A 12222-nucleotide genomic window follows, 5' to 3' on the forward strand; every position below is an offset into this window, starting at 1 on the left:
TTGCAAGATTTAACCCTTTTTCTAGAACAATATAAAAAAATCATCGACGAGTCCCTTTTTAAAGAGATAAATGAGCGGAAAATCGAACCTACTTTAAAAGAATCCATGCTATATTCTGTTCAAGCAGGTGGAAAACGGATTCGCCCCATGCTCGTTTTTGCTACGCTTCAAGCCTTAAAAGTAAATCCGCTATTAGGTGTGAAGACAGCAACGGCATTAGAAATGATTCATACGTATAGCCTGATCCATGATGATTTACCTGCAATGGATAATGATGACTATCGTCGCGGCAAATATACTAATCATAAAGTTTTTGGGGATGCAACAGCGATTTTGGCAGGAGACGCTTTACTAACGCTTGCTTTTTCTATTTTAGCGGAAGACGAAAATTTATCTTTTGAAACACGCATTGCTTTGATTAACCAAATTAGTTTTAGTAGTGGTGCAGAAGGAATGGTTGGCGGTCAACTTGCAGATATGGAAGCGGAAAACAAACAAGTGACGTTAGAAGAGCTATCATCCATCCACGCACGGAAAACAGGTGAATTATTAATTTTTGCTGTAACTTCTGCTGCAAAAATTGCAGAAGCTGATTCGGAACAAACGAAAAGATTACGGATTTTTGCGGAAAATATTGGGATTGGATTTCAAATTAGCGACGATATATTGGATGTAATCGGTGATGAAACCAAAATGGGTAAAAAGACAGGGGCGGATGCTTTTCTGAACAAAAGTACCTATCCCGGATTACTCACGCTTGATGGTGCTAAAAGAGCATTAAACGAGCATGTGACGATTGCAAAGTCAGCGCTTTCAGGACATGATTTTGATGACGAAATTCTCTTGCAACTTGCTGATTTAATCGCACTTAGAGAAAATTAATCATAATTATCTAGTAATTTCAAAATTTTTTCACATATATAATTCAAATTGATTTGCTTTTCCTAAAATACCGTGTTATACTAATGTAAGATTATTTTTGTGGGTGAAAGATACGATTGTGAACAACTTTCCATCTCGTGCCGTTAAGCAAGAATAGTAAATAATTAGTGTGCATAACACACGAGGAGGAACATGAACATGGAACAAGGTACAGTAAAATGGTTTAACGCAGAAAAAGGATTTGGTTTTATCGAACGCGAAAACGGTGACGATGTATTCGTACATTTCAGCGCTATCCAAGGCGACGGATTCAAATCTCTAGACGAAGGTCAAGCAGTAACTTTCGACGTTGAAGAAGGCCAACGCGGACCTCAAGCAGCTAACGTTCAAAAAGCGTAATTCTATTTTTTGAATAAGAAAAAGCAAATCATTTCGGTGATTTGCTTTTTTATTTGCCCAAATTTATTTTACCTTGTTTGGTTTAACGGCGATTGTTTGCTATAATAAGAACAATTAATTGAGAAAAAAGACCTTGCAGACATTCATGCAAGTGGCTCTTTGGAAAGTGAGTTGTTTTTATTTGGATCTTTTAACAATAAAGGATCCTTCCTTTATGAAGCAATTGGATATACAAGAATTAGAAGCACTTGCGGCGGATATTCGCGCTTTTTTAATTACTTCTACTTCCAAGTCAGGTGGGCATATTGGCCCGAATCTGGGTGTGGTAGAACTAACCATTGCGTTGCATTATACTTTTAATAGTCCAAAAGATAAATTTATTTGGGATGTTGGGCACCAGTCATACGTGCACAAAATCCTAACTGGAAGGGCAAACCAATTTGATACTTTACGTCAGCACGGCGGCTTAGATGGATTTCCAAAGCGAAAAGAATCTATTCACGATGTGTTTGAAACAGGACATAGCTCCACTTCTTTATCTGCAGCTGCTGGCATGGTCATCGCGAGAGACATAAAAAAAGAAGACTTTTATGTAATCCCTGTGATTGGTGATGGTGCGTTAACTGGAGGTATGGCCTTAGAAGCTTTAAATCATATTGGTGATATGGGCAAGGATATGATTGTTATCTTAAATGATAATGATATGTCTATCGCGCCTAATGTTGGAGCGCTCCACAACGTCCTTGGGAAATTAAGAACATCTGACAAATTTCAGCAAACTAAAACGAATATAGATAAAATGATGCGAAAAATCCCTACAGCAGGTGAAAAATTAGCCGACGCCACCGAGAAAGCAAAAGATAGTATAAAACACTTGCTTGTAGAAGGAACTTTTTTTGAAGAATTAGGGTTCATGTATCTTGGACCTATTGATGGGCACAATTTAGAAGACATTATTACTAACTTAGAATTTGCCAAGCGAGCAAAAGGTCCTGTATTGCTCCATATCGTCACCAAAAAGGGGAAAGGGTACCAACCAGCCGAATTGGATTCTCGTGGCACATGGCACGGCACAGGTCCTTATAAAGTTGAAACAGGTAGTTTCATTAAGCCAGTTAAGAAATCTTCGTCATGGAGTTCTATCATCAGCAATGAATTAATGCGATTAGCGACTACGGATGAACGTATTGTGGCGATAACTCCTGCAATGCCTGTTGGTTCAAAATTAGAAAAGTTTGCTAAAGCTTTTCCAGAACGCTTTTTCGATGTTGGGATTGCTGAACAACATGCGACAACAATGGCGGGTGGCTTAGCAACACAAGGTATGAAACCATTTCTTGCGATATACTCCACCTTTTTACAAAGAGCTTATGACCAGTTAGTCCATGATATTTGTCGGCAGAAATTGAATGTCGTAATTGGAATTGATAGAGCGGGGCTTGTAGGAGCAGACGGGGAAACACATCAGGGTATTTTTGATATTTCTTTTTTGAATAGTATTCCGAATATGACTATCACGATGCCAAAAGATGAAATAGAAGCAAGACGATTAATGGATACAGCTTTTTCATATAATGATGGGCCGTTTGCGATTCGTTACCCGCGTGGAGATGGACCAGGTACATTGCTTTCTGAATCTACCAAGCTGATTCCCATCGGACAGTGGGAAACGCTCATTCAACCAGTTGATGCGGTTATTTTAACTTTTGGGCCAACGATTCCACTAGCACTTCAAGCGTCTAAACAACTAGAATCTGAAGGACTCCGTGTTGGAGTGGTAAATGCACGTTACATTAAACCGCTAGACGAATCACTACTACATCACATTTTAAAGCAAAAAATCCCCATTTTAACAGTGGAAGAATCATTATTAAAAGGCGGATTTGGTTCGAGTGTGTTAGAATTTATGGAGGCGAATAATTATACGGATGTAATGATACACCGAATTGGATTACCGGACGAATTTATTAGCCATGGTTCCGTGCCACTAATCTTGGAATCATATGGTATATCGAATGCTGGAATTGTATTAAAAATAAAAGAAATGCTCGCACAAAGCGAGAAGTTAAGGGCGAAGAGACTATGACAATAAAAAAAGAACGTGCAGATATTCTGCTAGTAGAACAAGGATTATTTGAAACGAGAGAAAAAGCAAAACGCGCTATAATGGCGGGAATTGTTTACCAAAAAGAAGAACGGGTCGATAAACCAGGAGAAAAAATCCCAGTGGATAGCGAACTTCAAGTCAAAGGAAAACAAATGCCCTATGTTAGTCGTGGTGGTCTGAAATTGGAAAAAGCATTGCAAGTATTTGATTTTGATGTAAAAGACAAACTAATGCTTGACATTGGAGCTTCTACAGGCGGCTTCACTGACTGTGCTTTACAAAATGGGGCAAGACATTCTTATGCGCTCGATGTTGGCTATAATCAGCTTGCATGGAAGCTGCGCAACGATGATCGTGTTACCGTGATGGAACGAACTAACTTCCGTCATGTAACGCCAGCTGATTTTTCCGAAGGTTTAGCAGATTTTGCAACAATTGATGTATCCTTTATTTCACTGAAACTAATTTTACCTGTGCTTAGAACCGTACTTGTGACAGGTGGCGATGTGATGACACTTATCAAACCACAATTTGAAGCAGGTCGAGAGCAAGTTGGTAAAAAAGGAATCATCCGTGACCCAGCAGTACACACATCGGTAGTTGAAAATATTGTTCAATTTGCGCTCGATAATGGTTATGATTTGATGGGACTTGATTTTTCACCTATAACAGGCGGGGAAGGAAACATCGAATTTATCGCGCATCTTAAATGGACTGGCGAAGAAAAAGGAACAAGCCACTTAGAACCTGATGCAATTACAAAACTTATTGCCAAAGCACATACTAAATTAGATAAATAATGTATACCGGAAAGCAGCGATGTTTTCCGGTTTTTGCTTTTACCGTGCCATTTGGCTCATTTCGAGATGTATTTTCGGTGTATAAAGTATTAAAGAAACTTTTCTTGCATAAATTTGCACTAAATCCGTGACTTTATGCGTTTTTTCGGATAAGATGTAAGTAGAAAATTATCGTGAGGTGAAGAAGGAATGAATAAAGGTCATCGTCATATTATTATTCGAGAATTGATTACATCTAATGAGATTGACACGCAAGAAGATTTAGTAGAACTTCTGTTAGAACGCGATGTTAAAGTCACCCAGGCAACTGTTTCCCGTGATATTAAAGAACTTCATCTTGTCAAAGTTCCAACACAAACAGGTGGTTACAAATACAGTCTACCTGCCGATAATAGTTTTAACCCACATCAAAAATTAAAACGCGCTTTGATTGATTGCTTTATTGGCATTGATAACGTGCAATTTATGATTATTTTAAAAGTAATGCCAGGAAATGGGAACTCGGTTGGTGCATTAATCGATAACTTGGACTGGCCAGAAAAAGCTGGAACTATTTGTGGAGATGACACTTGTTTAATTATTTGTCGCTCGGAAGAAAATGCGAAAACATTAACAGATCGTTTTATAGATATGCTTTAAAATTTGTTGGAGGTGAAAGATTTTGCTTCAAGAAATGACAATTAAAAACTTTGCTATCATCGAATCGCTTTCTTTAACTTTTCAAGAAGGGATGACGGTACTTACGGGGGAGACCGGCGCTGGTAAATCAATTATTATTGATGCGCTTGGTCTTCTTGTTGGCGGACGCGGATCAGCTGATTTTATCCGTCATGGAGAAGAACGTTTAGAACTTCAAGGGCTTTTTGCGCTAGCAGAGGATAACCTTGCTTGCCGAAATGCTTTAATAGAAAATGGGATAGATGCTTCGGATGATATGGTTGTACTAGAACGCAGCCTGTTTCGCTCGGGGAAAAATAGTTGCCGAATTAATGGCAAGCTTGTAACTACAGTTCTCTTGCGCCAAATTGGCTCGAAATTAATAGATATCCACAGTCAGCATGAACATCAGGAATTAATGAATGAGGAGTTTCATTTATCCTTACTTGATCGTTTCGCTTCTGACAAAATCAAGCCAGCATTAACCAAGTACCAAACTAATTTCAAAGAATATCAAACAATCGAGAAAGAGTGGCAAAATTGGACAAAGAATGAGCGAGAATTAGCGCAACGTCTTGATATGCTCCGTTTTCAACAACAGGAAATCGAAAATGCCAATTTGCAAGCTGGTGAAGAAGATCGTTTGTTAGAACAAAAAAATATTTTAGCCAATTTTGAAAAACTTAACGAAAATTTACAAGGAGCTTATGCGGCGATTCAAGGGGAGCCTGGTGGGCTGGAATTTGTTGGTGAAGCGATGCGCCAAATGGAAGCTGCAGCAAGTATTCATACGGATTATAAAGCAGTTAGCGAGGCCATTTCTTCTAGTTATTATATGTTAGAAGATAGCATGAGCCAAATTAGACAATCACTTGATCAGCTCGAATTCCAACCAGAAGAACTTAACCAAATTGAATCACGTTTGAATGATTTAAATCAATTGAAACGCAAATACGGCAAAACCATTGAAGATATCATTCAATACGAACAAGAAATAAGCAACGAAATGGAAAAACTGACAGATAGTGAATCACATGTCGGGCATTTAGAGACCAAATTAGCAACACTTAAAGCAGAACTAACAAAACAGGCGAATACACTAACGGAAATACGTAAAAAAGCGGCTGTTACGTTAGAAAAGCAAATCAAACAAGAATTAAATCATTTATATATGGAGAAAGCTATTTTTAGTGTACGCTTTGAAGCAAATAAAATGGAACTAACAGAATCAGGACAAGATAGCGTTGTTTTCTATATGTCAACCAACCCGGGTGAACCGTTAAAACCATTAGCAAAAATCGCTTCTGGTGGGGAGTTATCTAGAATGATGTTAGCATTAAAAACCATTTTTTCTAGGCATCAAGGAATCACCTCGATTATTTTCGATGAAGTAGATACTGGTGTAAGTGGTCGCGTTGGTCAAGCGATTGCAGAAAAAATCTATGCTGTTTCAGTTGGCTCGCAAGTACTATGCATTAGCCATTTGCCTCAAGTCGCAGCAATGGCGAACCACCACTACTACATTACGAAAAAAGTTCAAAACAAACGGACCACAACTTCCGTTACAGTGCTTAAAGGGGAAGAAAAAGTAGAAGAAATCAGTCGAATGATTGCTGGAATAGAAGTTACCGAATTAACTAAACAACATGCAAAAGAAATGATTGAACAAGCGGAAAAAGTAAAACAAACGTATTAAAAAAACGAAATTGCTTGCATATCGAATAGTTTTTGCTTAAAATGAATAAGGTAGAAAATTATTACCTGGTCATAAAAACAACTACTAATTCGAAATGCGGCTTTTTTGTGCGATAAAGGAGTTATTTTTATGACAAAAAGTAGATTTTTTTCAGATGTAATAGAAACAAGTTCATTTGTTTTCGCCGTAGCAGGAGCAGATGATGAAGTTGTGCTCGAAACGATTCGTCTTGCATTAAACCAAAATTTAGGTAAATTTCTTTTATTTGGCAAGAAGGAAGACAAAACGTTAACCGCGAATGAAAACGTTACATGGATTCAAACAGATACCGCTGAAGCCGCAGCACAAGGCGCCATTTTAGCGGTAAAAAATAAAGAAGCAGATATTTTAGTAAAAGGGTTTATTCCAACTGCTACATTGATGCATCACGTATTAAAAAAAGAAAATGGCCTTCGTACAAACCAATTATTGAGTCAAATTGCCATTTTCGATATTCCAACGTATCACAAACCATTATTAATAACTGATTGTGCCATGAACGTAGCGCCCAAAACAAAAGAGAAAATCGCTATCACAGAAAATGCCGTAGCCGTAGCACATCAAATAGGCATCACTAACCCTAAAATTGCGTTACTTAGTGCGGTGGAAGAAGTGACAGCAAAAATGCCATCAACAGTGGACGCACAGGAAGTAGTGCAGCATTTTGCTAACACAATAGCTGTCTCGGGTCCACTTGCTCTTGATGTAGCTATTTCCAAAGAAGCGGCTCTCCATAAAGGAATTACGGATAGTTCTGCGGGAGAAGCAGATATATTAATCGTTCCTAATATTGAAACAGGAAACGCACTCTATAAATCGTTAGTATATTTTGCTGGAGCGAGGGTTGGCAGTGCGGTTGTCGGGGCGAAAGTACCAATTGTGATTTCCTCGAGAAACGATACACCCGAAAACAAATTAGCGTCATTTATACTAACTGTAAGACTAGTTGGGAAATGATGAAATAATGTGAATAGACGGACTTTAACAATCTGAATGCAAAGGCTTTTATTTGATTACAGCCTACGTGTTACAATAGTCCATGGGAAAATGATAACCTACTGCATTTTTCACAATTAAATTTGGAGGAAAGCAAATGTCTTTTGATGTTTTAACCATAAATCCTGGTTCCACGTCTACAAAACTCGCTGTTTACCAAGGCGATAAAGTACTTTTTGAAGAAACTGTCAGACATACAATGCAAGAACTCGCCGACTTTAATAACGTACAGGAACAATTTGATTTTAGGTGGCAAGTTCTACGTCGAGTGATGGATGCACACGGTTATAATGTAAAAAATTTACAAGCGGTAGTTGGAAGAGGTGGTTTACTTCGACCAGTTGCTGGCGGTACATATATGGTTACAGAAAAAATGATAGATGATTTAAAAGAAAATAAATACGGAGAGCATGCTTCGAATCTAGGGGCAATGCTTGCAAAAAAACTCGCAGATGAACTAACGATACCAAGCTTCATTGTAGATCCAGTAGTTGTAGATGAAATGCAGGAAATAGCAAGAATATCTGGTAATGCTTTTGTTGCTAGAAAAAGTATTTTTCACGCATTAAATCACAAAGCAGCAGGACGAAAAATCGCCAAAGAGCTAGGAAATGATTATGAAAAGATGAATTTCGTTATTGCGCATCTTGGTGGCGGAATTTCCGTTGCTGCTCATCGACAAGGAAGAGTAGTGGATGTGAATAATGCTTTAGATGGGGATGGGCCATTTAGTCCGGAACGATCCGGTTCCCTTCCGATGAATGAGTTTTTAGAAGCTTGTTTTAGCGGGAAATGGACGAAACGTGAACTGCATGAACTTATTGTCGGTCGTGGTGGGATGATTTCTTACTTAGGAACCAACAGTATGCTAGAGGTCGAAGCAAAAGTACAAGCAGGTGACGTGAAAGCGATTGAAGCATTTGATGCCATGGCTTATCAAGTTAGCAAAGAAATTGGCGCATGCTCTGTTGTCTTGCAAGGGAGTATTGACGCTATTATTTTAACTGGGGGGCTTGCGAGAAGTGACCTTTTTACAAGCAAAATTATTGAGCAAACAAACTGGATAACCAGCGTAATTATAGAACCTGGAGAAGATGAATTAGAAGCATTAAATAGCGGTGTACAACGCGTACTCGCTGGTCTTGAGAAAGAAAAAGAGTACTAAAAGGAGGAGATAATGTGGCAACAGAATATGATGTCGTTATTCTTGGTGGAGGAACTGGCGGGTACGTCGCAGCTATTCAAGCAGCTAAGAATGGCCAAAAAGTAGCCGTCGTTGAAAAAGGGAAAGTTGGTGGAACGTGTCTTCACCGTGGATGTATTCCAACGAAAGCGTTATTACGTTCAGCGGAAGTTCTGCAAACAGTAAAAAAAGCAAGTGAATTTGGTATTTCTGTAGAAGGAACTGCTGGAATCAATTTTTTACAAGCACAAGAAAGAAAACAACAAATAGTCGATCAATTAGAAAAAGGAATCCATCAATTATTTAAACAAGGTAAAATTGACTTGTTTGCAGGAACGGGAACGATATTAGGGCCATCTATCTTTTCACCAACAGCTGGTACAGTTTCAGTCGAATTTGAAGACGGCTCTGAAAATGAAATGCTCATTCCTAAAAATTTAATTATCGCGACAGGTTCCAAACCGCGCACATTAAATGGTTTAAGCATTGATGAAGAAAATGTTTTATCATCCGACGGCGCGCTAAACCTAGAAACTTTACCAAAATCAATTATTATCGTTGGCGGTGGAGTTATCGGAATGGAATGGGCTTCCATGATGCATGATTTTGGCGTAGAAGTTACCGTGCTAGAATATGCGGACCGAATTTTACCAACAGAAGATAAAGAAGTAGCAAAAGAACTAACAAGACTTTATAAAAAGAAAAAATTAAATATGCATACATCTGCTGAAGTTCAAGCAGCTAGTTATAAAAAAACGGATACTGGTGTGGAAATTAAAGCAATCATTAAAGGCGAAGAACAAACTTTCGCAGCAGACAAAATACTCGTTTCTGTCGGTCGTTCAGCTAATACAGAAAATATCGGTTTACAAAACACCGATATCACGACCGAAAACGGCTTTATCCAAGTAAATGATTTTTATCAAACAAAAGAAAGCCATATCTACGCGATTGGTGATTGCATTCCAACAATCCAACTTGCGCACGTTGCGATGGAAGAAGGAACGATTGCCGCCAACCATATTGCCGGAAAAGCGGCTGGAAAACTTGACTACGACTTAGTTCCCCGCTGTATCTATACTTCTACAGAAATCGCAAGTGTCGGCATCACAGAAGAACAAGCAAAAGAACGTGGTCATGAAGTGAAAAAAGGCAAATTTTTCTTCCGTGGTATCGGGAAAGCACTCGTTTACGGAGAATCAGATGGCTTCATTAAAATTATTGCAGATAAAAAAACAGATGATATCTTAGGCGTCAGTATGATTGGACCGCACGTAACGGACATGATTAGCGAAGCCGCTTTAGCACAAGTTTTAAATGCAACACCGTGGGAAGTGGGTAACACCATTCACCCGCACCCAACTTTATCAGAAAGTTTTAGAGAAGCTGCCCTTGCTGTGGATGGCAATGCAATTCACGGTTAATACAGCTTTAAAGGAGGAACAAAAATGACTTTAAAAGAAGCAGGTTTAACAGAAGATAAATTAATTAAAATGTATGAAACGATGCTAATGGCAAGAAGACTGGATGAACGTATGTGGTTGCTGAACCGTTCTGGGAAAATTCCTTTTACTATTTCTGGACAAGGACAAGAAACGGCACAAATTGGTGCTGCGTTTGCCTTTGATTTAGATAAAGATTATGCATTACCATATTACCGTGATTTAGCAGTGGTTCTTGCATTCGGGATGACAGCGAAAGATATTATGTTATCCGCGTTTGCTAAAGCGGAAGATCCAAACTCTGGCGGACGTCAAATGCCAGCCCACTTTGGTCAAAAAGAAAACCGCATTGTCACTCAAAGTTCGCCTGTAACTACCCAGTTCCCGCACGCAGCAGGGATTGGACTTGCAGCGAAAATGGCTGGTGATGAGATTGCGATTTATGCTTCAACCGGTGAAGGATCTTCTAACCAAGGTGATTTCCACGAAGGAATCAACTTTGCATCTGTACATAAGTTGCCAGTTGTTTTCGTGATTCACAATAACCAATATGCTATTTCCGTTCCAGCATCGAAACAATATGCCGCAGAAAAACTATCCGACCGAGCAATTGGTTACGGCATCCCTGGTGAACGCGTGGATGGAACGAATATGGGAGAAGTATACGCGGCATTTAAACGTGCAGCAGATCGTGCAAGAAACGGCGAGGGACCTACTTTAATTGAAACAGTTTCTTACCGATTTACACCACACTCCTCCGATGATGACGATAGTAGTTATCGTTCCAGAGAAGAAGTTGACGAAGCGAAAGGAAAAGATCCACTGAAAATTTTCCAAGCGGAATTACTGGAAGAAGGTTATTTAACAGAAGAAAAAATCGCTGAAATCGAAAAAAACATTGCGAAAGAAGTTAACGAAGCAACCGATTATGCGGAAAGTGCAGCATACGCTGAACCAGAATCATCTTTACTTTATGTATACGATGAAGAAGCGAATAGCTGATTAGGAGGGAATTTGAATGCCAGTCATTTCATATATTGATGCAATAACCATGGCGCTTAAAGAAGAAATGGAGCGCGACGATAAAGTATTTATTTTAGGAGAAGATGTAGGTAAAAAAGGTGGCGTTTTTAAAGCGACTGCTGGTTTATATGATGAGTTTGGTGAAGACCGAGTGCTTGATACTCCACTTGCTGAATCCGCGATTGCCGGAGTAGGAATTGGCGCGGCGATGTATGGTTATCGTCCAGTTGCAGAAATGCAATTTGCTGACTTTATTATGCCAGCTGTCAACCAAATCATTTCAGAAGCTTCCAGAATTCGCTACCGTTCTAATAACGATTGGTCTTGCCCGATGGTTATTCGCGCACCTTTTGGCGGCGGGGTACACGGAGCACTTTACCATTCACAATCTGTTGAAAAAGTATTCTTTGGACAACCAGGTTTGAAAATTGTTGTTCCTTCCTCACCATATGATGCGAAAGGACTTTTAAAAGCAGCGATTCGTGATAACGATCCAGTACTTTTCTTTGAACATAAACGTGCTTATCGTTTGCTAAAAGGCGAAGTACCAGAAACAGATTATATCGTACCAATCGGCGAAGCAAATGTCGTTCGTGAAGGCGATGATATTACAGTTATTACTTATGGACTTGCTGTTCAATTTGCTCAACAAGCTGCGGAACGTTTAGCCGTTGAAGGTGTCGAAGCGCATATTCTGGATTTACGTACGATTTATCCATTAGACCAAGAAGCGATTATCGAAGCAACGAAAAAAACTGGTAAAGTACTTCTTGTTACGGAAGATAATAAACAAGGAAGTATTATTAGTGAAGTAGCGGCAATTATTTCGGAACATTGTCTATTTGATTTAGATGCACCGATTGCTAGACTCGCAGGACCAGATACCCCAGCGATGCCTTTTGCTCCAACGATGGAAAAACACTTTATGATTAATCCAGATAAAGTGGCGGATGCAATGAAAGAATTAGCGGAATTTTAGACCCGTTTTAAATTAAAGG

11 protein-coding genes are annotated in these 12222 nt (G+C 39.1%); all 11 read left to right on the top strand.

Going from position 1 to position 12222, the window contains the following annotated elements:
- The 11 genes from HRK21_RS12520 to HRK21_RS12570 all read left to right on the top strand — a co-directional run bounded on the left by HRK21_RS12520 (position 1) and on the right by HRK21_RS12570 (position 12203).
- Positions 1-882 carry a polyprenyl synthetase family protein gene (locus tag HRK21_RS12520; protein WP_069888852.1) on the top strand — a complete coding sequence of 294 codons (882 nt, stop codon included), beginning with the start codon at positions 1-3 and terminating at the stop codon, positions 880-882.
- A 198-nt stretch (positions 883-1080) separates the two neighbouring features.
- On the top strand, positions 1081-1281 hold the full coding sequence (locus HRK21_RS12525) for a cold-shock protein (RefSeq protein WP_003719639.1): 201 nt from the start codon (positions 1081-1083) through the stop codon (positions 1279-1281).
- Between the two features lie 166 nt (positions 1282-1447).
- Positions 1448-3367 (top strand): 1-deoxy-D-xylulose-5-phosphate synthase, encoded by a 1920-nt coding sequence (dxs, locus tag HRK21_RS12530; RefSeq protein ID WP_077952764.1) that lies wholly within the window; start codon positions 1448-1450, stop codon positions 3365-3367.
- Complete coding sequence (locus tag HRK21_RS12535) at positions 3364-4188, top strand: TlyA family RNA methyltransferase (protein WP_069888850.1); 825 nt, start codon at positions 3364-3366, stop codon at positions 4186-4188. Before dxs ends, HRK21_RS12535 begins: the two co-directional genes overlap by 4 nt.
- Positions 4189-4377: 189 nt before the next feature.
- Positions 4378-4827, top strand: coding sequence for a transcriptional regulator AhrC/ArgR (ahrC, locus tag HRK21_RS12540; RefSeq protein WP_003722493.1), 450 nt, complete (start codon positions 4378-4380; stop codon positions 4825-4827).
- A gap of 22 nt (positions 4828-4849) precedes the next feature.
- Positions 4850-6541, top strand: coding sequence for a DNA repair protein RecN (gene recN, locus HRK21_RS12545; RefSeq protein ID WP_070006653.1), 1692 nt, complete (start codon positions 4850-4852; stop codon positions 6539-6541).
- Between the two features lie 129 nt (positions 6542-6670).
- Positions 6671-7537 carry a phosphate acyltransferase gene (locus tag HRK21_RS12550; RefSeq protein WP_070006654.1) on the top strand — a complete coding sequence of 289 codons (867 nt, stop codon included), beginning with the start codon at positions 6671-6673 and terminating at the stop codon, positions 7535-7537.
- A 136-nt stretch (positions 7538-7673) separates the two neighbouring features.
- Positions 7674-8741 carry a butyrate kinase gene (buk, locus tag HRK21_RS12555; RefSeq protein WP_070006655.1) on the top strand — a complete coding sequence of 356 codons (1068 nt, stop codon included), beginning with the start codon at positions 7674-7676 and terminating at the stop codon, positions 8739-8741.
- 14 nt (positions 8742-8755) lie between these two features.
- On the top strand, positions 8756-10183 hold the full coding sequence (gene lpdA / locus HRK21_RS12560; protein WP_070006656.1) for a dihydrolipoyl dehydrogenase: 1428 nt from the start codon (positions 8756-8758) through the stop codon (positions 10181-10183).
- A 24-nt stretch (positions 10184-10207) separates the two neighbouring features.
- Positions 10208-11203, top strand: coding sequence for a thiamine pyrophosphate-dependent dehydrogenase E1 component subunit alpha (locus HRK21_RS12565; protein WP_003738888.1), 996 nt, complete (start codon positions 10208-10210; stop codon positions 11201-11203).
- Between the two features lie 16 nt (positions 11204-11219).
- Complete coding sequence (locus HRK21_RS12570) at positions 11220-12203, top strand: alpha-ketoacid dehydrogenase subunit beta (RefSeq protein WP_070006657.1); 984 nt, start codon at positions 11220-11222, stop codon at positions 12201-12203.
- Positions 12204-12222 lie beyond the last annotated feature (19 nt).

Origin of the sequence: Listeria monocytogenes (assembly GCF_013282665.1) — a bacterium.
Classification (GTDB): domain Bacteria; phylum Bacillota; class Bacilli; order Lactobacillales; family Listeriaceae; genus Listeria; species Listeria monocytogenes_C.